Consider the following 25193-nt stretch of genomic DNA (forward strand, 5'->3'; position numbering starts at 1 on the left):
CCGCGCGTCAACCGGCAAAGCGATAGGGGCTGAAACAGCCGGCGTCGGGATCGGGCGCGCCCGACAGATCGGCCGCGATGATCTCCGCCGCCAGCCCGGCAAAGGCGATGCCGTTGCCGCCGAAACCCGCCGCGATCCACAGATGTTCGGCATTGGCGGCACGGCCGATCGCGGGCAGACCGTCGGGCGACGCGCCGAAGGTCGCGGCCCAGCCCCGATCGACCGCGATCGCCCCCGATCCAAGCATCGCCTGCAGCTTTGCCGAGATGAGTCCCGCCTTTGCCTCGATCAGCGCGTCGCGGCGAACGGGATCGTGGAAATCCTCGTCCTCGCCGCCCGCGACGATACGGCCGTCGGCTGTGGTGCGGACATAGAGATAGGGATCGGCGGCTTCCCAGATCATCGCATTCTCGCGCCACAGCGGCGCCAGCCCCGGTGCGCTGGCAAAGGCGAAGCTGGAGAGCAGCGAGAAATCCGCGGGCAGGAACATCCGCGCCCGCTCATAACCGCCGGCAAGGATCGCGGCCTTCGCCACAAGCCTTGCGCCATCGCCCAGGATCAGCGCGATCCCGTCGGAATGCTGTTCGAGCGCAACCACGTCGCGCGGATAGCAAAGTGCTGCGCCGCGCGACTTTGCGAGATCGAGCAAGCCGTGGGTCAGCGCGACCGGATCGACTTCAAACCCGCCGGTCGACACCAGCCCCGCGCGCGGCGCGATGCCGAAGCGGTCCGCGACCGCCCCGGCGTCCAGAAATGCGCTTGGCAGGCCGTGGGCGCGATGCATCGCGCCCTCCTCGGCCAGCGCTTCGGCGTCGAGCAACGTGCCTTCCAGATACAGAGTCGGCCGATCGACCCGGGCGCATTCAATGCCCAGCGCATCGATCCGTTCGCCCAGCGCCCGCACCGCCCCATGGACGCGGATCCAGCGACGCGCGGCCTCCGGCTCGCCGATCCTTCGCGACAAATGGATCAGCGGGACGTCCATGGCCCACATCAGTTCCGCGGTGGACGCGCCGGTGCTGCCATGGCCCGAGGCGCGCCTGTCGAGCAGGACGACGCGATGCCCATCGGCGCTCAGCCGTTCGGCGAGGATCGATCCCATGATTCCCGATCCAACGATCGCGATATCGGCGGTGTCGGGAAGCGGATCGGCGGGTGGCGCAGGCCGATCGCGCGGTTGCCAGACCGGATCGCCACCGCGAAGGTCGTGATGCTCGGTCAGGTCCATCGGGAATTGAACCCCCGACCCGGCCGAAAGGTTGCGCCGGGTTCAGACGCGCTTGCGCGCCAGCCGGCCGTCGATCCACACCAGCACGAAGCCGACGACGAGAAAGCCGACGGCCATCGCCAGCGCATTCGTCAGCGTCGCACCCCATCCGATCTGCGCGACGTTCATGAAGGGATAGGGATAACGCCCCTCGATCGCACCCCGCATCAGCGCATAGCCGAAATACAGGACAGGAAGGCCGGCCCAGACGAACGGATCGCGGCGCGTCATCCCGCCCTTGGGGGCGAACAACAGCCAGTAAAGCGGCACGAGAACCGGCGTGACGCTGTGGAGCAGCAAGTCCGCCAGCGCGGCCCCGCCGCTCAATTCCAGCAATCCGCGCAACAACAGCGCATAGACCACGCCGACGAGCAGCATCGCGATCACCACCCCGCCGATCAGCACGGGTGCAGCGAAACCCTGCCTGCCGAGCGCGATCCCGGTCAGCACCATCGCCGCGAGCAGGTTCGCGATGATCGTGAAGAAAAGCAGCATCGCCCAGATCGCCCCCATTGCCGAACCCGCCAGGCCGATACTGGCATCGAGCTGCACCGCCATCCCGACCCAGCCGACCAGCGCGACCAGCCCCGCTGCCACTCTCCCGACGCCCGATCCCGTATCGATCATCGATCCCCTCCGTCATCGCCGTTGAGCGCGACCACATCGGGCATCCGCCCGAGCATGCGGCGCAGGAAAATGACGAGCTGCGCTTCCTCGTCCGCGCTGAAATCCTGAAGCAGCACACGGGCGCGCTCCAGCGCCACCGGCACCGCCCGATCCTGCAGCGCCGCGCCGCTGGCGGTCAGCGACCAGCGGCGATAGGCCGGGTGCCGATCGTCGGGCCGGCTGACCACCAGGTCCCGCGCCTCCAGCGCCTTCAGCGTCCGGCTGGTCGCGCCGGGATCGAGCCCCATCACCTCGCAAAAGCGCTGGCCGAGAATGTCGGGTTCGACCGCGAGCATCGCCAGCACGCGGAATTCGGTGATGTTGAGCCCGAACCGCGGGCGATAGGCGGCCGAACCGCTCGAGGTCAGTTTGGTCGCGACGAAATTGATCAGCACGGAGACGGATCGATCCAGATCCATCGTCAACTGTGCAGGGTGCGCGCGCGGCTTGTCGGTCTCGGTCATCGCGTCAGCCTACAATATGCCCGCCGCCTGCCAAATCGCGATTGCAGATTGACATATCATATTGACTTATCAATATGATCGCGCAGGAGGCCCATGCAATGCGATCCCCTTATGCGATCTATGACGGCGATCCGCCGCCCGGCGTGCCGGTGCTCGATATCGACCCGTTCGACACGGATTATTTCGACGATCCCTATCCGGCGCAGGCGGCCATGCGCGCGGCGGGCCCCTATTTCTGGCTATCGCGCTACGGCATCGGTGCGGTGGCCCGCCACGACAGCGTCCGCACGGTGCTGACCGACTGGCAGAGCTATTGCTCCTCGCGCGGCGTCGGCATGGAAGATTTTGCGCGCCATGGCCGGTTCCGGCTGCGCAGCCTGATCCTCGAAGTCGATCCGCCCGAGCACGACGCTGCGCGCCGCGTGCTCAACCGCGTGCTATCGCCCGCCGTGCTGGCGAAACTTCGCGAGGACTTCTTCGCGGCGGCGGACGACATGGTCGCCGACCTCGTCCATCGCCGGACCTTCGACGCGATCGCCGATCTTGCACGCGCCTATCCGCTGCGCGTCTTCCCCGACGCCGTCGGCATGGGCCCCGAAAATCGCGAGAAGCTGCTTCCCCATGCCGATGCGCTGTTCAACTCGTTCGGCCCGCGCAATGCGCTGTTCCAGGCATCGACCGCGAAAGTGAATTTCGAATGGATCGAGGCGCAGGGCCATCGCGACCGGTTGGCAAACGGCGGTCTCGGCATGATGATCCATGAAGCGGCGGATCGCGGCGAGATCGGCCGGAACGACGCGCCGATGCTGGTCCGGGCGCTGCTCCAGGCGGGGCTCGACACGACGATCAATTCGATCGCGGCGGCAGTCCATGCACTGGCACGCTTCCCGGCCGAGTTCGACCGGCTGCGCGCCAGCCCCGAACTGGCCAGGAACGCATTCGAGGAAGCGGTGCGTTTCGAATCCCCCGTCCAGACCTTTTTCCGCACCGCGACCCGCACCACCGAACTGGGCGGCCTGCCAGTGCGCGAAGGCGACAAGATCCTGATGTTCCTGGGCGCCGCCAATCGCGACCCCGATGCCTGGGACGAACCCGACCGCTACGATATCGGCCGCCGCACGACCAACCATGTCGGCTTCGGCGCGGGCATCCATAGCTGTGTCGGCCGGCTGCTCGCCCGGATGGAGGGCGAAGCGGTGCTGACCGCCCTGGCCCGCCGGGCACGCCGCATCGGCCTCGCGGGCGCGCCCGTCCGCCATTACAACAACACGATCAGGAGCTGGTCGAACCTGCCCGTGGAGGTGGTTGCGGCATAGGGACGGAGAGTCCGATCGCGCCCTAGGGCATGTGATCCGCCGAAAGCGGATCACATGCCCTACGCTTTTGTTTTGTCGCGATTTTCGAGTCGTTCGATGATTCCATCGAACTACAAATCGCTCAAATGCTTCAACGTCGCGACCGCGATGCCGGGAAAATCGCTGAACACGCCGTCGACGCCAAGCGCGGCGAACTGCCTGATCTCTGCCGCGACATCGCCGGCCTTGCGCGGATCCACGCCCTTTCGCATCTCCAGCGGCAGGAAATAATTCTCGGTGCGGAAGGTCCAGACATGGACCTTGAGGCCCGCCGCATGCGCGTCCTTGACCAGGCTGGTCGGCGCGCCCGAACGGCCAAGCACGGTGCGCGGTACGATCAACTCCTTGGCCGTGCCGATGCCGTCGGCGGTCTTCGCCACCTCGGCAAGCCCGGCGGGTGTCGCCAGCGCGGCATAGGTCTTGCCCGATCCATCGGCCGGCCCGCCGCTGGCATCCATCAGGAAGATCAGCCTGAGCCCGGTCAGGCCGCGCAGCGTCTTCAGATTCTCCAGTTCGAACGACTGGATGAAGACCGGATCGTCCTTCGCCTTATAGCCGTTCTTCGCGAGCAGCGCGGCCAGCGGCTCCTCGAGAGCCAGGCCGATCGAGCGGAAATAGCTGGGATGCTTGGTCTCGGGATACAGCCCGATCCGGCGGCCGGTTTCCTTCTCCTTCGCCCGGGCAAGATCGATGATCTCCTGGAAGGTCGGGATCTCGAACTTGCCGTCATAGGCCGCGTTGCCGGGCCGCAGCATCGGCAGCCTTTCCTTCGCGCGCAACGTCTTCAGCTCGGCAAGCGTGAAATCCTCGGTGAACCAGCCGGTCACCGACTGGCCGTCGATCGTCTTCTTCGCCTTGCGCGCCGCGAATTCGGGATGATCGGCGACATCGGTGGTGCCCGATATCTCATTCTCGTGGCGCGCCACCAGCACGCCGTCACTGGTCATCACCAGATCGGGCTCGATGAAATCGGCCCCCTGCTCGATCGCCAGCGTATAGGATGCGATCGTATGTTCGGGCCGCTCGCCGCTGGCGCCGCGATGCGCGATCACGATCGGACTGGCGAGCGCCGGCGCGGTCATCGCAAGCGACGCCAGTGACAGGAAAATGAACCAGCGCATGAAACCCTCCGCATCGCGAAGCCATTCCCTGGCGCGGCTTGGTTACGCCTTGATGGCGGCTTCATAACGTTCGGGCTTGAACCCGACGATGGTCTCGCCGCCCAGGTCGAGCACCGGCCGCTTGATCATCGACGGATTGGCCTGCATCAGCGCCACCGCCTTGTCGGCATCGATGCCCTGCTTGTCGGCATCGGGCAGCGCGCGAAAGGTGGTGCCGGCGCGGTTGAGGATCACTTCCCAGCCATGTTCGGCCACCCAGCCGCGAAGCTTCGCCGCGTCGGCGCCCAGCGCCTTGTAATCGTGGAAATCATAAGCGACGCCATGGCTCTCCAGCCAGGTCCGCGCCTTCTTGATCGTGTCGCAATTCTTGATGCCGTACATTGTAATGGTCACGCGTCACTCCCGCTCACCGAATTCCGAGACGATCCGGCTGCCGCCGCGCAGCAGCCGGCCTCCGGCATGTTCCTCGCATGCGTCCTCCGCCTCCTGCACGCTCTGGAAAATGCCCAGCTTCTCCCAGCCATACCAGCGGCGGCGCTGGGCGATGTACCAGTCGGTCCAGGTGCGACCGCTGAAGATCGCCTCGATCATCGACTTGCGCTGATGGATCACGCGATACCGGGTCTTCGTCACTTATTGTCCAGCCTCTTGCCGATCGTCGCCACCTTTTGAACCTCATAGCCGATGGCGGCGTAGAAACCGAGCGCCTGAACATTGTCGTCGCGCACCATCAGGCGAATGGCCGGACAATCGCGCGCTTCAAGCCAGGTTTCGGCTGCAAGCATCAGATCGCGCCCGAGCCCGGAGCGCCGCCGATCGGGGGCGACCGCGAGATAATAGACCCAGCCGCGATGGCCGTCGAAACCGACCATCACCGAACCGACGAGCACGCCACCATTCCATGCGCCAAGGATCACGGACACCGGTCCTTCGATCGCGATCCGCGCATCCGATGCCGGATCGTTCCAGGGACGCGTCAGCCCGCACGCGTCCCACAGCGCCGCAAGCGCGGGAATAGCGTCGACGCCGAGCGGTGCGATCATGCCCCGCTCCGCATCGCCGTCACCTCGATCTCGATCTTCATCTCGGGCGCGACGAAGCCGGAGACGATCAGCCCGGTCGCCGCCGGCCGGATCTCGCCAAAGGTTTCGGCGAGCACAGGCACGATCGCGTGCCACCAGGCGATATCGGTGACGTAATAAGTGGCGCGCACGACATCGGCCATGGCGAAGCCCGCCTCGTCCAGCGCGGCGGCAATCACGCGAAAGGCGTTGCGCGCCTGCTCCGCCGCGTCGTCGGGCATGATCCGCGTGTCCGGATCATAGCCGGTGCAGCCCGCCACGAAGCAGAAATCGCCCTGCACCACCGCGCGCGAATAGCCGATGGTCGCTTCGAAAGGCGATCCGCTCGAAATCAGACGACGGCTCATGGGCATCACTCCTGCGATTCTGGATGGTGCCCGAATAACCCGCCAACACGCGTCCGCAAGAGCATCTCCAATACTTAGGATTTGACCTAAGTATTGGAGATGCTCTACGACACCGTCATCGAGTCGCAGCGAGGATCGCATGATGATGCCAGCCAGCCAGACCGCACCGGTGATAGACGGCATCTTCAGGGCGCTATCCGATCCGACGCGGCGCCATGTGCTGGAACGGCTGAGCGCGCGGCCGGCCTCGGTGAGCGAGCTAGCCGCCCCCTATCGCATGGCGCTGCCAAGCTTTGTCGAGCATCTGAAGGTGCTGGAGAAAAGCGGGCTGGTGCGTTCGCGCAAGGCCGGGCGGGTGCGCACCTACAGCCTCGCGCCCGAGCAGTTGAAGCTTGCCGAAGACTGGCTGGGGAAGCAGCGCACGCTCTGGGAGCGACGGCTCGACCGGCTCGATGCCTATCTGTTGACGATGAAAGAGGAGACGCCCGAATGACATCCCCCCTTGGAAAGCCCGATCCCAAGCTGGATCTCGTGCTCGAACGCGAGATCGACGTGCCCGTCGAACTGGTATGGAAGGCATGGACCACGCCCGACCACCTCAGGAACTGGTTCGTGCCCAAGCCCTGGACGGTCACCGAATGCGAGATCGACCTGCGCGTCGGCGGCACCTTTCGCACCGTGATGCGCTCGCCCGAGGGCGACGAATTCCCCAATCTCGGCTGCTATCTGGAGATCGTGCCCAATCAGCGGCTGATCTTCACCGACGCGCTGCTGCCCGGCTTCCGCCCGGCGCCCAAGCCCTTCTTCACTGCCGGCCTGCTGCTCGAACCCACCGCGACGGGCACGCGCTACACCGCGGTCGCGGTCCATGCCGACGAGGCCGGCCGCGAAACCCACGAGAAAATGGGTTTCCACGAAGGCTGGGGCACGGTGGTCGACCAGATGGTCGCCTATATCAAGGCCAATTGACCCGCATTGTCAGCGGGATTTCAGCGCCCGCCGCATATCCATGCGGCGGGCGACCATTCTAAAAAATAGAACATAATATCGGAACTTATCCCAGTATTTCGTCGAAGCAATTCTCCATATCACCGGCTTCACGGCAGCGCTGCTGGCCGGAGCAAGCCAAGGAATGGAGATTTCACGATGACCCTCACCGCCACGCCGACCCCGGGCAAGAGCCTGCTTTCCCCGACCGATCACGCGCTGGTCCTGATCGATTTCCAGTCGCAAATGGCCTTCGCCACCAAGTCGATCGATCCCACGCTGCTGCGCAACAATGCCGCGCTGGTCGCCAACGCCGCCGCAGGCTTCAACGTCCCCACCATCCTGACCACCGTCGCCGAAAAGAGCTTTTCCGGGCCGATGTTCAGCGAGGTCACCGATGCCTTTCCGGGCCAGACACTGCTCGACCGCACGTCGATGAACACATGGGAAGACGCGGCGGTGATCGACGCGGTCAACCGGATCGGCAAGGAACGTCTGGTGTTCGCGGGCCTGTGGACCTCGGTCTGCATCGTCGGCCCCGTCGCTTCCGCGATCGACCAGGGCTTCGACGTCTATTTCATCGCCGACGCCTGTGGCGACATTTCCGAGGAAGCGCATGAACGCGCGGTCCAGCGCATGATTCAGCTCGGCGCCAAGCCGATGACCGCGCTGCAATATCTGCTCGAACTGCAGCGCGACTGGGCGCGCGCCGAAACCTACGACTTCACGACCGGCGTCGCGAAGCGATGGGGTGGCGCCTATGGCCTGGGCGTCACCTATGCCAAGACCATGTTCGGCGCGTCCGAGGGCGGCCACGCCTGACCCTTTGCGGGCCGGGCACCCGCCCGGCCTGTCCATCGATCGCATCATATCGAAAGGATTCCGCCATGAGCTTCGTGACCACCAGCGACGGCACCCGCATCTTCTACAAGGACTGGGGCAGCAAGGACGCCCAGCCCATCGTCTTCTCACACGGCTGGCCGCTCAGCGCCGATGCATGGGACGGACAAATGCTCTTCATGCTCCAGCAGGGCTATCGCGTCGTCGCGCACGACCGTCGCGGCCATGGCCGCTCGGACCAGCCCGCCACCGGCAACGACATGGACAGCTATGCCGACGACCTGGCCGCCGTGATCGACGCGCTCGACCTGAAGCAGGCGATATTGGTCGGCCATTCGACGGGCGGCGGCGAGATCAGCCATTATGTCGGCCGCCATGGCACCGCCCGCGTCGCGAAGATGGTGCTGGTCGGCGCGGTGCCGCCGACCATGGCGAAGAGCGAGGCCTATCCCGACGGCCTGCCGATCGACGTGTTCGACGGCATCCGCAAGGCGGTGCTCGACAATCGTTCGCAATTCTATCTCGATCTGCCGACCGCATTCTTCGGCTTCAACCGCGACGGCGTCGAGCCCAATGAAGGTCTGCGCCAGTCCTTCTGGGCGCAGGGCATGGCGGGATCGGTCCTCGGCCAATATCTGTGCGTCCGCGAATTTTCCGAGGTCGACTATACCGAGGATCTGCGCAGCATCGACGTGCCGACGCTGGTGATCCATGGCGATGACGACCAGATCGTGCCGATCGGCAATGCCGGTCTCCTCTCCGCGAAGATCGTGCCGAACGCGACGCTCAAGATCTACGAAGGCGCGCCGCACGGCCTGACCGCCACGCATCAGGATCGGCTCAACGCCGATCTCCTCGCGTTCGCGCGTATCTGACAGGACGGGAGGACGGATCGATGAAACCCTATCTGCTTTCGCTGGGTGCGGGGCTGCTGGTCGGCATCGTCTACAGCCTGCTCAACGTCCGTTCCCCCGCCCCGCCGACGATCGCGCTGATCGGCCTGCTCGGCATCCTGCTCGGCGAACAGGTGTTGCCCGTCGCCAAGCGGGTGTTCCGGGGCCAGGATGCGCTGGCCTATGTCCGGACCGACTGCGCCGACCAGGTGCTCGGCGCGCCAGCCCGGGCAAATCGGAAGGATGAAACCGCATGAGCCGTTACACCCGCCGCCAGACGCTTGCCGGCGTGGGTGCCGGCGCTGCCGCCGCCCTCGCCGCCCCCTCCTTTGCTTCAGCCGGAAGACCCGCCATGCCCACTCTCGTTCTGACCAACGCCAAGGTGACCACGCTCGATCGCGAAAACCCGCAGGCGCAGGCCGTGGCGATCCGCGACGGCACCTTCATCGCCGTCGGCTCCGAACAGGAGGTCCGCGCAGCCGCCGGCGCCGACGCGACCGTGATCGACGCAGGCGGCCGTCGCCTGATCCCCGGCCTGATCGACAGCCACATCCACGTCATCCGCGGTGGCCTCAACTATAATATGGAGCTGCGCTGGGAGGGTGTTCCGACGCTGGCGGACGCCATGGCGATGCTCAAGCGCCAGGCGGAGAACACGCCTCCGCCGCAATGGGTGCGCGTCGTCGGCGGCTTCACCGAGCATCAGTTCGCCGAGAAACGGCTGCCGACGATCGAGGAGATCAACGCCGCCGCCCCGGAGACGCCGGTGTTCATCCTGCACCTTTACGATCGCGCACTGCTCAACGCGGCGGCATTGCGCGCGGTGGGCTATACCAGGGACACGCCCAATCCGCCGGGCGGCGAGATCGTCCGCGACGCGGCGGGCAACCCGACCGGCCTGCTGCTCGCGCAGCCCAACGCCACCATCCTCTATGCGACGCTCGCCAAGGGGCCGAAGCTGCCGCCCGAATATCAGCTCAACTCGACCCGCCATTTCATGCGCGAGCTCAATTCGCTGGGCGTCACCAGCGTCATCGACGCGGGCGGCGGTTTCCAGAATTATCCCGACGATTACGAGATCATCGAGAAACTGCACCGCGACGGCGAACTGACTTTGCGCATCGCCTACAACCTGTTCACCCAGAAGCCGAAGGAGGAACTGAAGGACTTCGCGACCTGGTCCACCCAGGTGAAGCCCGGCGACGGCGACGACAGCTATCGCCACAATGGTGCGGGCGAGATGCTGGTCTATTCGGCCGCCGATTTCGAGGATTTCCGCGTCGCCCGGCCGGACATGCCGCCGAACATGGAAAGCGACCTGGAACCGGTGATCCGCCTGCTCGCCGAACGGCGCTGGCCGTGGCGGCTGCACGCGACCTACGACCAGACGATCGGCCGCGCGCTCGACGTGTTCGAAAAGGTCGATCGCGACATTCCACTGAAGGGCCTCAACTGGTTCTTCGACCATGCCGAGACGATCAGCGACCGCAATATCGATCGCATCGCGGCGCTGGGCGGCGGCATCGCCGTGCAGCATCGCATGGCCTATCAGGGCGAATATTTCGTCGAGCGCTATGGCGCGAAGGCGGCCGAACGCACCCCGCCGATCAAGATGATGATGGCGGCGGGCATTCCCGTGGGCGCCGGCACCGACGCAACACGCGTGGCGAGCTACAATCCCTGGGTCTCGCTCTCCTGGCTGGTGACGTCGAAGACGGTGGGCGGACTCAGGCTCTATCCGCAGGCCAATCGGCTCGATCGCGAAACGGCGCTGCGGCTGTGGACCGAGGCGAACACCTGGTTCTCCAACGAACAGGGCAAGAAGGGCCAGATCAAGGCCGGCCAGCTCGCCGATCTCGCGCTGCTTTCGGACGATTATTTCGCGGTGCCCGAAGACGAGATCACCGGCCTGCGCGCCGTGCTGACGATGCTCGGCGGCAAGGTGGTGCATGGCGAAGGCGATTTCGCCGATCTCGCCCCGCCCGCCCCGCGCCCCATGCCGGACTGGTCGCCGGTCGCGACATTCGGCGGCTATTGGCGCAAGCCCGAAACCGCGCAGAAGCTGGCATCGGCCTGCGCCTGCCATTCGGCCTGCCAGGTTCATGGCCATGACCATGCCGCGGCGCTGGGCGCCGCAGTGCCCGCCGCCGACGTCCAGAGCTTCTGGGGCACGCTGGGCTGCGGCTGCTGGGCGGTCTGAGCGTGACGGGCGGGAGAGACAGGATGGCACGGACCGGCACCACACCCCGCCCGATCGCCGCGATCCTCGACTGGCCGGCAAGCTGGTTCGTCGCACGGCTGGCACTGGTCGGGCCCTATCTGATCGGCGGCGTGGTCAAGCTGGCCGACTGGCAGGGCGCCGTGGCGGAACAGGCGCATTTCGGCGTCCAGCCTGCAGCGGTGTTCGCGGCGCTCACCATCCTGGTCGAACTGATCGGTCCCGCGCTGATCCTGTTCGACCGGATGGCCTGGCTGGGCGCCGGCATGCTGGGCGTGTTCACGCTGTTCGCCGCCATCGTCGCCAATGCCTTCTGGACGATGGACGGCCCCGATCGCTTCATGGCGACCAACGCCTTTTTCGAGCATCTGGGGCTGATCGGCGGTTTCGTGCTGGTCGCGATCGTTTCGCACCGGCGGACAGACCGTGGCTAACCGGGCCTTCGCCATCGCCCTGCTGCTGAGCGGCGGCGCGCCCGCGGCGGCGCAGACCGGCGAAGCCTGGCGGGCGCCGACGCTCACCAACACGCGCTATGACGAGGACTGGTCGAAACTCGCCGATCCGGCAGCGCGCGACGGGCGCTGGAGCGAGGCCTTCAAATATATCCCGCTCGACACGACCGGCGATGCATGGCTGACCACGGGCATCGAAGTCCGCCTGCGCTCCGAAAGCAATCGCAACGCGCTGTGGGGCAGCGCCGACGCGCCCGGCGATTCCTATCTCTGGGTCCGCGCCCTTCCCTATGCCGACCTGCATGTCGGCGCGGTCCGCGCGTTCGTTCAGCCGATCGCGGCCTATGCCATCGGCATGGCGCCGGCCGCCGGGCCGATCGACCGGAGCCGCGTCGACCTGCTCCAGGGCTTCGGCGAAGTCGAACTGCCCCTGGACGGCGACACCCGGCTTTCGCTGCGCGCCGGCCGGCAGATGCTGTCATTGGGCACCGAGCGACTGATCGGCACGCGCTACGGCCCCAATGTCCCGCTCGCCTTTGACGGCGCGCGCGCCGATCTGGTGCGTGGCTCCGCGAAAATCAGCCTGTTCGCGGCGCGGCCGGTCAGGCCCGGCACCGGATCGTTCGACGACCGCTCGTCGCCGACAAAGTCGCTCTGGGGCGCCTATGCCGCGCTGCCGGGGCTCGACCTATATTATCTCGGCTATCGCAACAGCGAAGCGCGCTTCGGCGGCGTTTCGGGCGAGGAGCGACGGCACAGCCTGGGGCTGCGCAGCCATGGCGATGCGGGCGACTGGCACTGGAATGTCGAGGCAGTCGCGCAGTTCGGCCGCTTCGCCGGACGGGCGATCAGGGCCCAAAAGATCAGAGCATGGACGCTCGGCAGCGAAGTCGGCCGGCATTTTCCAAGGGCGCCGCTCGCGCCGCACGCGGTGATGCGCTTCAATATCGTCAGCGGCGACCGCGATCCCGCCGACGGCACGCTCGGTACCTTCAACGCGCTATTCCCCAAGGGCAAATATTTCGGAGAGCTCTCCCCGGTCGGCCCCTATAATATCGTCAACCTCAACCCCAGCGTTTCGCTCGACCTGGGCGGCAATCTCTCGCTCGGGATCGCCGGCATGGCCTATTGGCGCTATGCGCGCGGCGACGGCGTCTACGACATTCCCGGCAATCTCATCCGCGCGCCCGGCACGGCGCGCAGCCGCTTCATCGGCAAGGAGATCGAGGCGGCGCTGAGCTGGCAGGCGACGCCCGAACTCGAACTCTCGACATCGCTCTCCGCATTCCAGCCCGGCGGCTTCATCCGCCAGACCGGGCCGGCCCGCACCATCGGCCTGTTCGGCCTAGAAGCCAATTTCCGGATCTGAAAGGCACGCCATGATCATGCCCGCCCCGACCCAATCGCCGCCCCAATCGCCGCCGCTTGCCGGGCTTCTCCTGCTGCTTTCGGTCACCACCGGGCTGGTCGACGCGATCAGCGTGCTCGGCCTGGGCAAGGTGTTCACCGCCAATATGACGGGCAATATCGTCTTTTTCGGCTTCGCGGCGGCGGGCACGCCGGGCTTTCGCGTCGCGCCCTATCTGGTCGCGATCATCGCCTTTCTGGCCGGCGCGCTGGTCGCGGGCCGGACGGGCAAGGCGCATGCCGGCCGGCCGCTGCGCCGATGGCTGATGATCGCCGCGACGATCGAGGCGGTGCTGCTGTGGATCGCCGCCGCCATCGCGATCGACTTCGACGTGGCGACACAGACGCCCGATCGCAGCGTCTATGCCGTCATCATCCTGACCGGTCTGGCCATGGGCTTCCGCAACGCGACCATCCGCCAGCTCAAGGTGCCGGATCTCACCACGACCGTGCTGACGCTGACGCTGACCGGGCTCGCCGCCGATTCGAGCCTGGCTGGCGGCGCCAATATCAACTGGCGGCGGCGCATCGGCAGCGTCGCCGCGATCTTCGGGGGCGCCGCATTGGGCGCGGTGCTGGTGATGCGCACCGGGCTGACAGTGCCGCTGATCCTGGCCGGCGCACTTGTGCTCGCGGGCACCGCCGCCTGCGCGTTCCATCCCGGGTCGGCACGGCCGGCGTGACCGGGCTCAGATATCCCCGAACCCCTCTTCCTCGACATCGTTCGCGCCCAACGCCACGAACTGGTCGAGCAGCCATGACGCGGCCGGTCCGGGCGGGGTGTCGCGGCGCCAAACACCCGCGAAGCGATAGGTGCCGCCGGGATGATCGGGCATGTGCAGGCGCACCAGCGTGCCGGCAACCAGATCGGGCTCGATCATCTGCAGCGGCATGTTGCCCCAGCCGATCCCCTCGCGCAGCAGCGCATGCTTGGCACCGAGATCGGCCAGCCGCCAGGTCTTCGGGCTGAGCACCGAGAAATCCTGCCCCTCGGTGAAGCGCGAGCGATCGGTGAGCACGAGCTGGGTATAATCGCGTCCCGCGCCCGGCGCGATCCGCTCCGTGCGACCCAGCGGATGATCGGGCGCGGCGACGGGCACCATCGGCACCGATCCGGCGGAGATGCATTCGACCCCCTCGACGCCCGCCGCCAATGGCCCCGAAATGCCGACCACGGCGGTCCTGTCGAGCACCATCGCGGTGATCGCGCCCAGTGCCTCGGCATGAAGGCGCAAGGACACCGTCGGGAACTCCGCCGCGAAGGCGCGCAGCACCTTTCCGAGCCGATCGGCGGGCAGCATCACGTCGACGGCCAGGTCGACCTCGGCCTCCAGCCCGTCGAGCAGGCCCTTCACCTTGGCGCGCAAGCCGTCGATGCCCTGCGAGATCGCGCGCGCCTCCGCCAGCAGCGCGCGGCCGGCCGTGGTGAGCACGGGCTTGCGCGATCCCTCGCGCTCGAACAGCGTCAGCCCGAGCTGCTGTTCCAGGTTCACGATGCCATAGCTGATCACCGAAACCGCGCGGTTGAGCCGACGTCCCGCCGCCGCAAAGCTGCCGGTATCGACGATAGCGAGGAAGATTCTGAGCTGGTCGAGCGTGGGCGTGCCCGGGTTCGCCACCTTTCAACTCCTTCGAACATTTATACCGATTTTATGCCAGTTCAATAGAAAGGTCTCAACCTCTATCTCCACACCATCACAGCAGAGGCCCCGACGGGCATCGAGGAGACAGGACATGATCGAACTTCGCCCTTTCGCAGATCTTGGCGGCGCCAATCACGGCTGGCTGGATGCCAAGCATCATTTCTCGTTCGCCGGCTATCACGACGATGCGCGGATGAACTGGGGCGACCTGCGCGTCTGGAACGACGACACCATCGCCCCGAAGACCGGCTTTCCCCCACACCCGCATCGCGACATGGAAATCATCACCTATGTCCGCGAAGGCGCGATCACCCATGAGGACAGCCTGGGCAACAAGGGCAGGACCGAAGCGGGCGACGTGCAGGTGATGTCCGCCGGCACGGGCGTCCGGCATTCGGAATATAATCTGGAGGATGTGACGACGCGGATCTTCCAGATCTGGATCATTCCGTCGAAGACCGGCGAACAGCCGAGCTGGGGCGCCAAGCCCTTCCCCAAGAGCGACCGGGCCGGTCAGTTCGTGGTGCTCGCTTCAGGGTTCGAGAACGACAATGACGCTCTGCCGATCCGCACCGACGCGCGCGTCGTCGGCGCCTCGCTCAAGGCCGGCGAGACAGCGGAATATCCACTCGGCAAGGATCGCCGCGGCTATCTCGTCCCCGCCACCGGCGCGGTCGAGATCGAGGGCATCCGGGTGAATGCCCGCGACGGCGCGGCGATCAAGGATGTCGAGATACTGCGCGTGACGGCGACCGAAGACAGCGAGATCGTCCTGGTCGACGCCGCCTGATCCGGAACGACGGTATCAGCCCGGCTCCTGCCACCCGCCGCCAAGCGCCTTGAACAGATCGACCCGCGCCGAGCCCAGCCGCTGCGCCGAAACGGCGAGCGCGGCGCGGGTGTCGATCAGTTCGCGCTGCGCGACGAGCAGGTCGAGATAGGCGATCGATCCGGCGCGGTAGCGGACATCCGCCAGTTCGAACGCGGTCTGCGCCCGCGTCCGCGCCTCGGTGAGCGCCAGATTGCGCTCGCGCTCGCTGCCGTAGAGCGTGAGCGCCTGTTCCACTTCCTTGAGCGCGGTGATCACCCGGCCATCGAACGCGGCGAGCGATGCCTCACCCTGCGCCTCCGCCTGGCGGATGCGGCTGCGCGCCACCGCGACATTGGGGAAGCTCCACGACAGCAACGGCCCCAGCGAGAAGGAGAAGCTGTCATTGCCGCGCACGCTGTCGTTGCGGAAATAATTGCCCGACGCGCCCAGCGAGATGCGCGGATAGAGATCGGCGGTCGCGACGCCGATCCGTGCGGTATCCGCCGCCAGCATGCGCTCCGCCTCGCGCAGATCGGGCCGCCGGCGCAACAGCGCGGTGCCGTCGCCCACCGGCAGCGCCGCGACGGGCGATGGCGGCGCGGCGCAGCGCGCGGCATCGGCAGGAACGCCGCTCGGCGCCTCCCCCAGCAACGCGGCCAGTTCGAACAGCGCGACGCTGCGCTGCGCGTCCGCCGGCGCGATCGCTGCGCGGGCGTTCGCCACCGCCGTCGCGGCGCGCTCGACGTCGAGCCGGCCGGCCGATCCCGCCCGCTGCTGCGCAGTCACGATGCGCAGCCCATGATCGGCGGTTTCGAGCGAGGCGCGCGCGATGGCGGCGGTTTCGGCGAAGGCGCAGGCGTCGAGATAGGCACGCGCGGTTTCGGCGGCCACCGTCACCCGCACCATGTCGCGCGCGGCCTCCACCGCCTGGGTATCGGCGCGCGCCGCCTCGATCGCGCGGCCGACCCGGCCGAACAGATCGGCTTCCCAGGAAAGCGACAGGCCGCCCGAATAGCTCCATTGCCGGTCCGCGCCGCCCACCGGATTGCCCTGGATCGCATCGCCATAGCTGGCGCCCCCCGAAACGCCCGTGCTCGGCAGGCGGCCGGCGCGCGCCTCCCCCAGCACGGCGCGCGCGCGCGCCAGATTGGCGGAGGCGACGCGCAGATCGGTGTTGGCGGCAAGCGCGCGCGTCACCAGCGCGTCGAGCACCGGATCCTGGTAGAGCCGCCACCAATCGTCGGGCAAGGGCAGCGCCGGATCGGTCGTGGCGATCGTCGTCACGAACGCGCCGGGCGCGGCCGATGCGCGTTCGGGCGGGCGATAGTCGGGGCCGACCGCGCAGGCGGCGGTCGACATCAGCATCAGGGCCTGGATCAGTTTACGCATGAGCAAGCTCCGCTGTGGCGAGTTCATGCTCGCGTGACGACTGCGCCTCGACGCGGTGGTCGCGCGCGATCAGGCTGTAGACGGTGGGCAGGACGAACAGGGTGAAGAGCGTGCCGACCAGCATGCCCATCACCACGACGATGCCGATCGCGAAACGGCTCGATGCACCCGCCCCGCTCGCGAACAGCAGCGGCACGAGCCCGGCGACCATCGCGGCGGTCGTCATCAGCACCGGCCGCATGCGCACCGCCGCCGAACGGCGGATCGCCGCGACGCGATCGAGCCCGTCATGCTTCTGGATCTCGTTGGCGAAGGACACCATCAGGATGCCGTGCTTCGAGATCAGGCCGATCAGCGTGACGAGGCCGATCTGGGTGTAAATGTTGAGCGTGGCGAAACCGAGATAGAGCGGCACCAGCGCCCCGCAGACCGCGAGCGGCACCGTCACCAGGATGACGAGCGGATCGCGGAAGCTTTCGAACTGCGCCGCCAGCACCAGGAAGATGACGATCAGCGCGAAACCGAAGCTGATCGTTAGCCGGTCGCCCTCGCTCACATATTGGCGGCTGTCGGACAGCCAGTCGATCGTCGTGCCGGCGGGGACCTGCTGGTTCTTCAGGAAGTCGACGGCCTGGCCCATGGTGACGCCGGGCGCCAGCACCGCCGACAGCGTCGCCGCGTTCATCTGGTTGAACTGGGGCAGCTTGTTGGCCTGGGGCCGCATGTCGACACGCACGACGGTCGACAGCGGCACCTGCTCGCCCGACGCGGCCTTCACATGGAAGCGGCCGAGATTGTCGGGCGTCAGCCGCTGACCCGGCGGCGCCTGGGTGATCACGTCATAGGAACGATCGTGCCAGTTGAAGCGGTTGATGTAATTCTCGCCCACCAGGATCGCGAGCGTGTCGGCGATCGCCTCCATCGAGACGCCCATCTGGCCCGCCTTGGCGCGATCGACGACGATCCGCGCCTCCGGACTATCGAACGCCAGATCGCTGTCGACAAAGGCGAACAGGCCGCTGCCCCATGCCGCACCCTTGATGCGTTCGAGCGTGGCGAAGATCTCGGGGAATTCGTCGGACGAGCGGATCACCATCTGCACGGGCAGCCCGCCGCTGCCCGCCGGGAGCGGCGCGGGCTGGAACGCCGTGGCATAGATGCCGGTGATGGCGCCGCCCTTGCCGTTCAGCTCGGCCTGGATCTCGTCGGCGGAGCGTGCGCGCTGATCCCAGTCCTTCAGGATGACGCCGCCAAAGCCGTTATTGGTGCCGTCGGTGCCGTTGGCGAACCAGCTGCTGCGATATTCGGAAAGCGTGCGGAACATGCGTTCGATATCGCCGCTGAAGCGCGAGGTGTAATCGATATTGGCATATTGCGGCGCTTTCGACGCGACGAAGACATAGCCCTGGTCCTCCTGCGGCGCGAGTTCGCGCTGCGCGCCGGTGAACAGCACGACGATCGCCGCCAGCACGCCCAGCCCGACGACCAGCACCGCCCCGCGCGCGGCGAGCGTGCGATCGAGGATGCGCGAATAGCCGGCGGTCACCCGCTCCATATTGCGTTCGATCGCCTGGGCGAGCCGCCCTTCGTTGACCTTGGCGTTGAGCAGCACCGAACTCATCATCGGCGACAAGGTCAGCGCGATCACGCCCGATACGATCACCGATCCGGCGAGGGTGAAGGCGAATTCGCGGAACAGCGCACCGGTGAGGCCGCTCATCAGGCCGATCGGCGTATAGACCGCCGCCAGCGTGATCGTCATCGCGATCACCGGCGCCACGATCTCGCGCGCGCCGATCAGCGACGCCCGGATCGGGCTCAGCCCCTCCTCGATATGGCGGTGGATATTCTCGACCACGACGATCGCGTCGTCGACGACCAGGCCGATCGCCAGCACCATCGCGAGCAGGGTCAGCAGGTTCAGCGAGAAGCCGAAGGCCAGCATCAGCGCGGCGGTGCCGACCAGCGAGAGCGGAATGGTGATCACCGGGATGATGACGGCGCGGAACGAGCCCAGGAACAGGAAGATGACGATGATCACGATTACGATCGCTTCGACCAATGTGTGCGTGACCTCGTCGATCGAGGCGTTGACGAAATGCGCCACGTCGAACTGGTTGAACACCTTCAGGCCCGGCGGCGCGACCTTCTGGATGCCGGGCAGCAGATCGTTGACGCCCTTGATGATCTCCAGCGGATTGCCGTCGGACGTGGGCGCGATGCCGATGAACATGCCGACCTTGCCGTCGGCGGTGGCATTGGAATCGTAATTCTGCCCGCCCAGTTCGAGCGTCGCGACATCGCCCAGCCGCACCAGCCCGTCGGTGCCGCTCTTGACCACCATCTGGCGGAAATCCTCGACCCCGGTCAGATCGGTCGTCGCGGTGATGTTGATCGCGGTGTCGCTGCCCTTGAGCTGGCCGGGCGCCGCCTGGACGTTGTTGGAACGCAAGGCGGCGGCGATGTCGCCCGCCGACAGGCCGCGCGCGGCGAGCTTGGTCGGATCCACCCAGATGCGCATCGCCAGCGCCTGCCCGCCCTCCAGCTTGGCGGAGGCGACGCCGGGAACCGCGGTGATCAGCGGCTGGGCGACGCGTGTCGCGAAATCGGTGATCTGCGGCACGCTCAGCGTATCGCTGGTGAACGAGATATACTGGATCTCGGACGCGCCGTCGGTGATCTTGGTGATCACCGGATCGGTGGCGCCGGGCGGCAGGCGATATTTCACCTGCTGCACCTTGGCCAGGATCTCGGTCATCGAACGGTCGGCATTGGCATTGAGCACCAGCTTCGCCTTGACCTGGCTTTTGCCCTGGCTCGAAATCGAGGTCAGATATTCGATGCCGTTCGCGGTCGCGATCGCCTGCGCGATCGGCGTGGTGACGAAGCCCTGCATCACGTCCTGCGTGGCGCCGGGATAGCTGGTGTCGATGACGATCGTCGCGCTTTCCATGTTCGGATATTGCCGGACGGGAAGCAGGAACATCGCGCTGCCGCCGACCAGCAGGATCAGCAGGCTGACGACGATCGCCAGGATCGGGCGGCGGATGAAGATGTCGGTGAAGCGCATCTCAGCGTGCTCCGACCGGACGAGCGGGCGCGACGACGACATCGGCGCCGGGCTGCACGCGAAGCTGCCCTTCGGTCACGACGACGTCGCCCGGCTTCAGCCCGCGCGTCACGATCACGCGGTTGCCGATGCGGCGGCCGGTCGTGACCGAAACCGCTTCCGCCTTGCCCTTGCGGCGCGCATCGGGGCCGCGGATCACGGTGACGCTGTCGCCCGACGCCGAGGTCTGGATCGCGGTCGCCGGCACGACGAGCGCGCCGCGCTCGGGCGGCAGTTCGAGCGCCGCCGTCACATACATGCCGGGGCGAAGCGCGCCGTCGCGATTGGAAAGCACCGCCTGGACCGAGACGTTGCGCGTGTCCGCGCCGATGCGCGGCTCGATCGCGTTGACGCGCGCGGCGAAGACGCGGCCGGGCCAGGCATCGACGGTCACGTTCACCGTGGCGCCGACATGCAGCCGCGCCAGTTCCTGCTGCGGCAGCGCGAAATCGACAAACAGCGTGTCGAGCGCGGTCAGGGTCGCGATCGGATCGCCGGGATTGAGATATTGGCCCGGATTGACGCGGCGCACGCCCAGCACGCCAGCGAACGGCGCGCGCACCTGTTTCTGCGCGATCCGCGCGTCGAACTGCTGGACGGAGGCCGCCGCCTGGTCGCGCTCGGCACGGCGCTGCTGGAGCAGCTCGCGCGGTTCCGCGCCGCTCGGCGCCAGTTCCTGCGACCGCGCAAGCTGGACGCCCGCGAAATTGGCGCGGGCGCGGGCGGCGCTGCGATCGGCGCGTTCGGGCGCGTCATAGAGCTGGACAAGCGGCGCGCCCGCCCCCACCCGCATGCCCGCCTCGAACCGGATGGCGACGACGCGGCCGGCGACTTCGGGCGCCAGCATCACTTCCCGCACCGCGCGCAGCGATCCGACCGCTTCCAGCGCGGCGGGCACCTCGGTCGGCGCGACGGCGACGGCGGAAACGGGAACGGGCGGCGGCGCGCCTTGCGGCGCTGCGGAACTGCGCGCCGTCCGCCAGCCGTAGAGCAGCGCGAACAGCAGCAGCACCGCGACCAGCGCGATCAGCAACGGGCGCCCGCCAAGGCCGCCAAGGCGCGCGGGCAAGGGGGATTCGGGGGTCTCGGTTGTCATGCTATCGCGCTTTCGTCATGAATCGACTATGAGTCGATATTATTGCGAATGATTATTATTTAAGCTTCGATCGGTCAAGCCACTCGCACTTTGACGATCGAGCGCGCAGGAACGTGACATGAGCGAAGGAAAATATGGCCGCCCCACCCGCATGGACCGGCTGAAGTCGCGCCTGGCGAAAACCGAACCGCCGCCGCGCCGCGCGGACATGAGACGCGCCTCGCTGGTCGAGGCGGCGGGGGTGCTGTTCGTCGAGAACGGCGTAGAGGCGACGACGGTCGACGAGGTGGCGGCGCGCGCGGGCGTCGCGAAGGGCACTTTCTATCATTATTTCGACACCAAGGCGGATCTGCTCGACGCGCTGCGCACCCAATTTTCCGACGAATTCCTCGATCGTGTGCTCGCCGCCGTCGGCCGCCACGACGAAACCGACTGGAACGGCCGGCTGACCACATGGATCGCCGCGGCGGTCGACGCCTATTTCGACATGCGCGCGCTGCACGACGTCGTGTTCCACGGCGCGGAGATGCCGCTGCGCGAGGCGATGGGCGATATCCCGCTGGTGCGGAACCTGGCCGATCTGCTCGCCGCCGGCGACAAGGCCGGCATCTGGACGGTCGACGATCCTGGGAGCGTGTCGGTGGTCATGTTCCACGGCCTGCACGGCGCGGTCGACGAAACCATCGTCACCGGCCGCACGCCCGGCCAGATCGGCGAGATGCTCGCCCGGCTCTATCTGCGGATGATCGCCGCCTGACCGGACGAAAGCCCGGAAAAGCGGGACGGGAACGCATGATGGGGGCGGCAAGGCTGCTTCCTTTTCGAATCGGAAGCGCCCCTATAAAACCTCAACATTAGTTGAGGTAAATAGGAAAACCGGCATGCGCGCAAAGATCCGGCCATTCGATGTGCATCGCGAGCTGAGCGTGGGCGAGGTCGCCGCGCGCGCCGGCGTACCCGTCTCCACCCTGCATTTCTACGAAGCGCAGGGCCTGTTGTGGAGCGATCGCAACGCCGGCAACCAGCGGCGTTATGGTCGGGGCGTGCTGCGCGCGATCGCGGTGATCAAGATCGCGCAGCGCGCGGGCATTCCGCTTGCGACGATCCGCGAGCGGCTGGCGACGGTCGGCCACGGCCCCAGGGTGACCGCCGCCGACTGGGCGCGGCTGTCGACCGAATGGCGCGACGAACTCGACGACCGCATCGCGCGCCTGACCCGGCTGCGCGACCAGATGAGCGGCTGCATCGGCTGCGGCTGCCTGTCGATCGAGGATTGCCCGTTGCGCAACCCGGAGGATGCGCTTGGGCGGGAGGGGAGCGGCGCGCGGCTGCTCGACCCCGATTGAGAAAATGTCGGGCGGGGGTGCCGGAAGAGGTTAGGAGTTCGCGCCGTCGAACCTCTCCTCCCTGCGCTTCAGCGCGGGGAGGGGGACCGCCAGCCAAAGGCTGGTGGTGGAGGGGAAATGCGATGCCGACACCCCACGGGATTGCGCGCAACCAGTCGAACAATTTCCGGCAGATGCGGAGAGGAATGATGCATCCCAATTCCCCTCCACCACGGCGCTTCGCGCCGTGGCCCCCCTCCCCGCGCTGGAGCGCAGGGAGGAGAAAGCCTAACCGGCTCAGCTGCCGAACTTGACCTTGCCGGTCACGCCGAACACGCGCGGATGCGGGCGCAGGCGGATGCCGCCAAGGCCGAAATTGTCCTGGGTGCCCGTATAATAGTCGGTCTTGGTCAGATTCTCGACATAAGCGCCGATCTCGAAACGATCGGTCGTCACCCCCATGCGCAGATTGACGACGGCATAAGCCGAAGGGTTGTAAGGGAAGCGCGGCAGATTGAGCTGCTCCGACGCGACGCCCTCCAGATCGCCCGCCGCCGCCGATCGGAAGTTCAGCTCGGCGCGCCCGTACAGGCTGAGAGCGTCGGTCATCTGGCGCTCGTAATCGAGCGCGGTGGTCACGGTGAAGCGTGGCGTCTTGGGCAGGCGCAGCCCGGTCAGGTTGACCGCATTGCCGCCGGCAAGCACCGCTTGCGGGAAACTGTCGAACTTGCTGTCGAGATAGCCGAAGGCGACCATGGCACGCAGCTCGCGCGACAGGCGGCCCTGCAGCTCCATCTCGAAGCCCTTGTTCGAGGCCTTGGCCGCGTTCAGCGTCAGCTCGACCGCCGAGCTGATGTCGTTCGGATCGCGCAGGAAATTGGTCTGTACCTGAAGGTCGGACCATTTCAGATAAAAGGCCGACAGGCTGTACTGGAGGGTGTTATCGAGCGCACTGCCCTTCAGGCCGACTTCATAGTTCCATAGCTCTTCCGGCCGGAAGGGCGAGGTGATGCCCGAATTGATGTCGACGCCGCCGGCCTTGTAGCCCTTCGACACCGACGCATAGATATTGTCGTTGTCGCTGAATTCGTAGCGCAGCACCGCGCGCGGCGAGAAATCGGTGAAGCTCTTGCTGCCCGCGATATCGGGGACCGCGCTTTCGAACGCATAGACGCCGAAGGCGCTGTTGCTGATCTTGTCGCGCGTATAGCGCCCGCCCAGCGTCAGGTGCAGGCGATCGAGGTTGAGCGTGACGTCGGCAAAGGCGGCCATGCTCTCGGTCTTGAAGATCTTGTTGTTCTCGTTGATCCGGAAGCCCTGCGGGATCGGCGGCAACAGGCCGATGACGTTGCCGGTCAGCGGATCGACATAGCTGGTGTCGGCGCCCGCCTGGATGCTGTTGAACTGGCGGATACGGTCCTTGGCGTAGAGCGCGCCCACGACCCAGTCGAGCTTCTGCTTGCCCGTCGACTGCAGACGCAGCTCCTGGCTGAACGAGCGTCCGCGATTGCGGTTGATACGGTTGATCGCATCGGCCGAGATATTGTCCTGGTCGAACAGGCGGCCGTTCTTGCTGTCGATATAGCCGGTCACCGAACGCAGCGCGAAACCGTCGAAATCGACCGAGATGCGGTTGTTGATCAGCAGGAACTTGTTGCGGTTATATTCGGGCGCATTGTGGTTCACCCGGCGCTGATTGGTCGGATAGAAACCGACGCCGTCGGGCAGCGCCGCGAAATCGGGGCCGAAAATGCTCTTGGTGTCGAGGTCGAGCACGCCCGACGGCACCGTCGCGTCGAAGCCCTCATCCTCGTCCGAATAGGCGGCCGACAGGTCGATCGTCACATTGTCGACCGGCTGCGCGCGGACGGCGCCGCGGAAATGGAGATATTCATAGCCGCTATTGGGCGTGCCGTTGGGATTGACGTTGCGGATCAGGCCGTTGCTCTTGTCCCATGACGCGAGGCCCCGGAAATACAGGCCCTGCGCCAGCGGCACGTTGACGATGCCATAGGCCTTGTACGTGTCGAAGCTGGCATATTCGGCGCCGCCTTCGGCATAGAAGTCCGGCCCGGGCTTCTTGGTGGTGATGTTGAGCGCGCCGCCCGATGCGTTGCGGCCGAAATAGGTGCCCTGCGGCCCGCGCAGCACCTCGACGCGTTCGACGTCGAGCAAGGGCGGATTATAGGTGCCGTTGGCGGTCGAACCGACGCTCAGCTCGTCGAGATAATAGCCGATCGACTGCTGGGTCGATGCTTCGCCCAGATCGATATTGCTGACGCCGCGGATCGAGATGTTGATCGAACGGTTGCCGGTTTCGCCATCCTCGGTGAAGCTGACATTGGGCGCGAACGCCAGATAATCCTTGGCCTCCGACACATTGGCCTTTTCCAGCGCCTTTGCCGAGAAGGCCGAGATGCTGATCGGCACATCGCGCAGATTCTGCTCGCGGCGCTGCGCGGTGACGACGATATCGTCTTGCGAAACGGCAGCCGCTTCGTCGGGGGTCGATGCGTCCTGCGCCATCGCCGGCATCGCCACCGCGATGGAGGCGATGGCCGTGGCCGTCAGAAACAAGGTCTTGCAGGTCGTGCGCATCATGATCTCCCCGATCCATAAGCCCCTGCGACCAGCCGTCTATACCGACGGCCTGTCCCGCAGGCTGGGCCAAATCTTTCGGGTGAACTATCGGCGGAGGTCGCGCACAGCTTCAAACGAAGC

26 protein-coding genes are annotated in these 25193 nt (G+C 66.5%); 13 read left to right on the forward strand and 13 right to left on the reverse strand.

Annotated elements, in window-relative coordinates; all coding sequences use genetic code 11:
• Window positions 1-7: 7 nt before the first annotated feature.
• The 3 genes from AC3WN8_RS18075 to AC3WN8_RS18085 are packed head-to-tail and all read right to left on the reverse strand — an operon-like array spanning window position 8 to window position 2397.
• Window positions 8-1228, reverse strand: a complete 1221-nt coding sequence (locus AC3WN8_RS18075) for an NAD(P)/FAD-dependent oxidoreductase (protein ID WP_492670860.1) — start codon at window positions 1226-1228, stop codon at window positions 8-10.
• A gap of 42 nt (window positions 1229-1270) precedes the next feature.
• Window positions 1271-1894, reverse strand: coding sequence for a Pr6Pr family membrane protein (locus tag AC3WN8_RS18080; RefSeq protein ID WP_492670861.1), 624 nt, complete (start codon window positions 1892-1894; stop codon window positions 1271-1273).
• Complete coding sequence (locus AC3WN8_RS18085) at window positions 1891-2397, reverse strand: MarR family winged helix-turn-helix transcriptional regulator (protein WP_492670862.1); 507 nt, start codon at window positions 2395-2397, stop codon at window positions 1891-1893. The genes AC3WN8_RS18080 and AC3WN8_RS18085 overlap by 4 nt, the downstream gene beginning before the upstream one ends.
• Before the next feature lie 98 nt (window positions 2398-2495).
• Between AC3WN8_RS18085 and AC3WN8_RS18090 the strand changes: the two genes are divergently transcribed.
• Window positions 2496-3713, forward strand: coding sequence for a cytochrome P450 (locus AC3WN8_RS18090; RefSeq protein WP_492670863.1), 1218 nt, complete (start codon window positions 2496-2498; stop codon window positions 3711-3713).
• Window positions 3714-3823: 110 nt separating this feature from the next.
• On the opposite strand, the gene AC3WN8_RS18095 is transcribed toward AC3WN8_RS18090, so the two are convergent.
• Genes AC3WN8_RS18095 through AC3WN8_RS18115 form a run of 5 tightly spaced genes read right to left on the reverse strand, consistent with a single transcriptional unit; the run spans window position 3824 to window position 6302 of the window.
• Entirely contained in the window at window positions 3824-4873 is a 1050-nt protein-coding gene (locus AC3WN8_RS18095) for a glycerophosphodiester phosphodiesterase (protein ID WP_492670864.1), read from the reverse strand.
• 42 nt (window positions 4874-4915) lie between these two features.
• Complete coding sequence (locus AC3WN8_RS18100; RefSeq protein ID WP_492670945.1) at window positions 4916-5254, reverse strand: ArsC family reductase; 339 nt, start codon at window positions 5252-5254, stop codon at window positions 4916-4918.
• 15 nt (window positions 5255-5269) lie between these two features.
• Window positions 5270-5506: a hypothetical protein gene (locus AC3WN8_RS18105; protein ID WP_492670865.1), complete on the reverse strand. Its 237-nt coding sequence runs from the start codon at window positions 5504-5506 to the stop codon at window positions 5270-5272.
• Entirely contained in the window at window positions 5503-5916 is a 414-nt protein-coding gene (locus AC3WN8_RS18110; protein WP_492670866.1) for a GNAT family acetyltransferase, read from the reverse strand. The genes AC3WN8_RS18105 and AC3WN8_RS18110 overlap by 4 nt, the downstream gene beginning before the upstream one ends.
• Window positions 5913-6302, reverse strand: a complete 390-nt coding sequence (locus tag AC3WN8_RS18115) for a RidA family protein (RefSeq protein ID WP_492670867.1) — start codon at window positions 6300-6302, stop codon at window positions 5913-5915. Before AC3WN8_RS18115 ends, AC3WN8_RS18110 begins: the two co-directional genes overlap by 4 nt.
• Before the next feature lie 142 nt (window positions 6303-6444).
• Here AC3WN8_RS18115 and AC3WN8_RS18120 point away from each other — a divergent pair, with 142 nt between their 5' ends.
• The 9 genes from AC3WN8_RS18120 to AC3WN8_RS18160 all read left to right on the forward strand — a co-directional run bounded on the left by AC3WN8_RS18120 (window position 6445) and on the right by AC3WN8_RS18160 (window position 13782).
• Window positions 6445-6795, forward strand: coding sequence for an ArsR/SmtB family transcription factor (locus tag AC3WN8_RS18120; RefSeq protein ID WP_492670868.1), 351 nt, complete (start codon window positions 6445-6447; stop codon window positions 6793-6795).
• The gene (locus tag AC3WN8_RS18125) at window positions 6792-7271 is read left to right on the forward strand and encodes an SRPBCC family protein (RefSeq protein WP_492670869.1); all 480 of its coding nucleotides are present in this window, start codon (window positions 6792-6794) and stop codon (window positions 7269-7271) included. Before AC3WN8_RS18120 ends, AC3WN8_RS18125 begins: the two co-directional genes overlap by 4 nt.
• Before the next feature lie 177 nt (window positions 7272-7448).
• Window positions 7449-8111, forward strand: a complete 663-nt coding sequence (locus AC3WN8_RS18130) for a hydrolase (protein ID WP_492670870.1) — start codon at window positions 7449-7451, stop codon at window positions 8109-8111.
• Window positions 8112-8176: 65 nt separating this feature from the next.
• Window positions 8177-9004: an alpha/beta fold hydrolase gene (locus AC3WN8_RS18135; protein ID WP_492670871.1), complete on the forward strand. Its 828-nt coding sequence runs from the start codon at window positions 8177-8179 to the stop codon at window positions 9002-9004.
• Between the two features lie 20 nt (window positions 9005-9024).
• Window positions 9025-9279: a DUF1427 family protein gene (locus AC3WN8_RS18140; protein WP_492670872.1), complete on the forward strand. Its 255-nt coding sequence runs from the start codon at window positions 9025-9027 to the stop codon at window positions 9277-9279.
• On the forward strand, window positions 9276-11222 hold the full coding sequence (locus AC3WN8_RS18145) for an amidohydrolase (RefSeq protein WP_492670873.1): 1947 nt from the start codon (window positions 9276-9278) through the stop codon (window positions 11220-11222). Before AC3WN8_RS18140 ends, AC3WN8_RS18145 begins: the two co-directional genes overlap by 4 nt.
• Window positions 11223-11245: 23 nt before the next feature.
• Window positions 11246-11674 (forward strand): DoxX family protein, encoded by a 429-nt coding sequence (locus AC3WN8_RS18150; protein ID WP_492670874.1) that lies wholly within the window; start codon window positions 11246-11248, stop codon window positions 11672-11674.
• Window positions 11667-13061 (forward strand): alginate export family protein, encoded by a 1395-nt coding sequence (locus AC3WN8_RS18155; RefSeq protein WP_492670875.1) that lies wholly within the window; start codon window positions 11667-11669, stop codon window positions 13059-13061. Before AC3WN8_RS18150 ends, AC3WN8_RS18155 begins: the two co-directional genes overlap by 8 nt.
• Before the next feature lie 16 nt (window positions 13062-13077).
• On the forward strand, window positions 13078-13782 hold the full coding sequence (locus AC3WN8_RS18160; RefSeq protein ID WP_492670946.1) for a YoaK family protein: 705 nt from the start codon (window positions 13078-13080) through the stop codon (window positions 13780-13782).
• 6 nt (window positions 13783-13788) lie between these two features.
• Here AC3WN8_RS18160 and AC3WN8_RS18165 read toward each other — a convergent pair whose 3' ends face one another.
• Window positions 13789-14718 (reverse strand): LysR family transcriptional regulator, encoded by a 930-nt coding sequence (locus tag AC3WN8_RS18165; protein WP_492670876.1) that lies wholly within the window; start codon window positions 14716-14718, stop codon window positions 13789-13791.
• A 115-nt stretch (window positions 14719-14833) separates the two neighbouring features.
• Between AC3WN8_RS18165 and AC3WN8_RS18170 the strand changes: the two genes are divergently transcribed.
• Window positions 14834-15532: a pirin family protein gene (locus tag AC3WN8_RS18170; RefSeq protein WP_492670877.1), complete on the forward strand. Its 699-nt coding sequence runs from the start codon at window positions 14834-14836 to the stop codon at window positions 15530-15532.
• 15 nt (window positions 15533-15547) lie between these two features.
• Here AC3WN8_RS18170 and AC3WN8_RS18175 read toward each other — a convergent pair whose 3' ends face one another.
• The 3 genes from AC3WN8_RS18175 to AC3WN8_RS18185 are packed head-to-tail and all read right to left on the reverse strand — an operon-like array spanning window position 15548 to window position 21147.
• Window positions 15548-16942 carry an efflux transporter outer membrane subunit gene (locus AC3WN8_RS18175; protein ID WP_492670878.1) on the reverse strand — a complete coding sequence of 465 codons (1395 nt, stop codon included), beginning with the start codon at window positions 16940-16942 and terminating at the stop codon, window positions 15548-15550.
• Entirely contained in the window at window positions 16935-20012 is a 3078-nt protein-coding gene (locus AC3WN8_RS18180) for an efflux RND transporter permease subunit (RefSeq protein WP_492670879.1), read from the reverse strand. Before AC3WN8_RS18180 ends, AC3WN8_RS18175 begins: the two co-directional genes overlap by 8 nt.
• A 1-nt stretch (window position 20013) precedes the next feature.
• A complete protein-coding gene (locus AC3WN8_RS18185) occupies window positions 20014-21147 on the reverse strand; it encodes an efflux RND transporter periplasmic adaptor subunit (protein WP_492670880.1) in 1134 nt (377 codons plus the stop codon).
• A 118-nt stretch (window positions 21148-21265) separates the two neighbouring features.
• On the opposite strand from AC3WN8_RS18185, the gene AC3WN8_RS18190 reads away from it, so the two are divergent.
• Window positions 21266-21904, forward strand: a complete 639-nt coding sequence (locus AC3WN8_RS18190; RefSeq protein WP_492670881.1) for a TetR/AcrR family transcriptional regulator — start codon at window positions 21266-21268, stop codon at window positions 21902-21904.
• 124 nt (window positions 21905-22028) lie between these two features.
• Window positions 22029-22493, forward strand: coding sequence for a redox-sensitive transcriptional activator SoxR (soxR, locus tag AC3WN8_RS18195; RefSeq protein WP_492670882.1), 465 nt, complete (start codon window positions 22029-22031; stop codon window positions 22491-22493).
• 276 nt (window positions 22494-22769) lie between these two features.
• On the opposite strand, the gene AC3WN8_RS18200 is transcribed toward soxR, so the two are convergent.
• Window positions 22770-25070, reverse strand: coding sequence for a TonB-dependent receptor (locus AC3WN8_RS18200; RefSeq protein ID WP_492670883.1), 2301 nt, complete (start codon window positions 25068-25070; stop codon window positions 22770-22772).
• Window positions 25071-25193 lie beyond the last annotated feature (123 nt).

The organism is Sphingobium sp. FW305-3-2-15-F-TSA7, from assembly GCF_058787155.1.

Excerpts from the sequence above, each read along its gene's own strand:
- AC3WN8_RS18200 (WP_492670883.1), bottom strand. The coding sequence starts at position 25,070 with ATGCGCACGACCTGCAAGACCTTGTTTCTGACGGCCACGGCCATCGCC.
- AC3WN8_RS18185 (WP_492670880.1), bottom strand. The coding sequence starts at position 21,147 with ATGACAACCGAGACCCCCGAATCCCCCTTGCCCGCGCGCCTTGGCGGC.
- AC3WN8_RS18080 (WP_492670861.1), bottom strand. The coding sequence starts at position 1,894 with ATGATCGATACGGGATCGGGCGTCGGGAGAGTGGCAGCGGGGCTGGTC.
- AC3WN8_RS18170 (WP_492670877.1), top strand. The coding sequence starts at position 14,834 with ATGATCGAACTTCGCCCTTTCGCAGATCTTGGCGGCGCCAATCACGGC.
- AC3WN8_RS18140 (WP_492670872.1), top strand. The coding sequence starts at position 9,025 with ATGAAACCCTATCTGCTTTCGCTGGGTGCGGGGCTGCTGGTCGGCATC.
- AC3WN8_RS18095 (WP_492670864.1), bottom strand. The coding sequence starts at position 4,873 with ATGCGCTGGTTCATTTTCCTGTCACTGGCGTCGCTTGCGATGACCGCG.
- AC3WN8_RS18130 (WP_492670870.1), top strand. The coding sequence starts at position 7,449 with ATGACCCTCACCGCCACGCCGACCCCGGGCAAGAGCCTGCTTTCCCCG.
- AC3WN8_RS18175 (WP_492670878.1), bottom strand. The coding sequence starts at position 16,942 with ATGCGTAAACTGATCCAGGCCCTGATGCTGATGTCGACCGCCGCCTGC.
- AC3WN8_RS18110 (WP_492670866.1), bottom strand. The coding sequence starts at position 5,916 with ATGATCGCACCGCTCGGCGTCGACGCTATTCCCGCGCTTGCGGCGCTG.
- AC3WN8_RS18145 (WP_492670873.1), top strand. The coding sequence starts at position 9,276 with ATGAGCCGTTACACCCGCCGCCAGACGCTTGCCGGCGTGGGTGCCGGC.
- AC3WN8_RS18180 (WP_492670879.1), bottom strand. The coding sequence starts at position 20,012 with ATGCGCTTCACCGACATCTTCATCCGCCGCCCGATCCTGGCGATCGTC.
- AC3WN8_RS18190 (WP_492670881.1), top strand. The coding sequence starts at position 21,266 with ATGAGCGAAGGAAAATATGGCCGCCCCACCCGCATGGACCGGCTGAAG.
- AC3WN8_RS18075 (WP_492670860.1), bottom strand. The coding sequence starts at position 1,228 with ATGGACCTGACCGAGCATCACGACCTTCGCGGTGGCGATCCGGTCTGG.
- AC3WN8_RS18115 (WP_492670867.1), bottom strand. The coding sequence starts at position 6,302 with ATGAGCCGTCGTCTGATTTCGAGCGGATCGCCTTTCGAAGCGACCATC.
- soxR (WP_492670882.1), top strand. The coding sequence starts at position 22,029 with ATGCGCGCAAAGATCCGGCCATTCGATGTGCATCGCGAGCTGAGCGTG.
- AC3WN8_RS18160 (WP_492670946.1), top strand. The coding sequence starts at position 13,078 with ATGCCCGCCCCGACCCAATCGCCGCCCCAATCGCCGCCGCTTGCCGGG.
- AC3WN8_RS18085 (WP_492670862.1), bottom strand. The coding sequence starts at position 2,397 with ATGACCGAGACCGACAAGCCGCGCGCGCACCCTGCACAGTTGACGATG.
- AC3WN8_RS18125 (WP_492670869.1), top strand. The coding sequence starts at position 6,792 with ATGACATCCCCCCTTGGAAAGCCCGATCCCAAGCTGGATCTCGTGCTC.
- AC3WN8_RS18090 (WP_492670863.1), top strand. The coding sequence starts at position 2,496 with ATGCGATCCCCTTATGCGATCTATGACGGCGATCCGCCGCCCGGCGTG.
- AC3WN8_RS18100 (WP_492670945.1), bottom strand. The coding sequence starts at position 5,254 with ATGTACGGCATCAAGAATTGCGACACGATCAAGAAGGCGCGGACCTGG.
- AC3WN8_RS18150 (WP_492670874.1), top strand. The coding sequence starts at position 11,246 with ATGGCACGGACCGGCACCACACCCCGCCCGATCGCCGCGATCCTCGAC.
- AC3WN8_RS18120 (WP_492670868.1), top strand. The coding sequence starts at position 6,445 with ATGATGCCAGCCAGCCAGACCGCACCGGTGATAGACGGCATCTTCAGG.
- AC3WN8_RS18135 (WP_492670871.1), top strand. The coding sequence starts at position 8,177 with ATGAGCTTCGTGACCACCAGCGACGGCACCCGCATCTTCTACAAGGAC.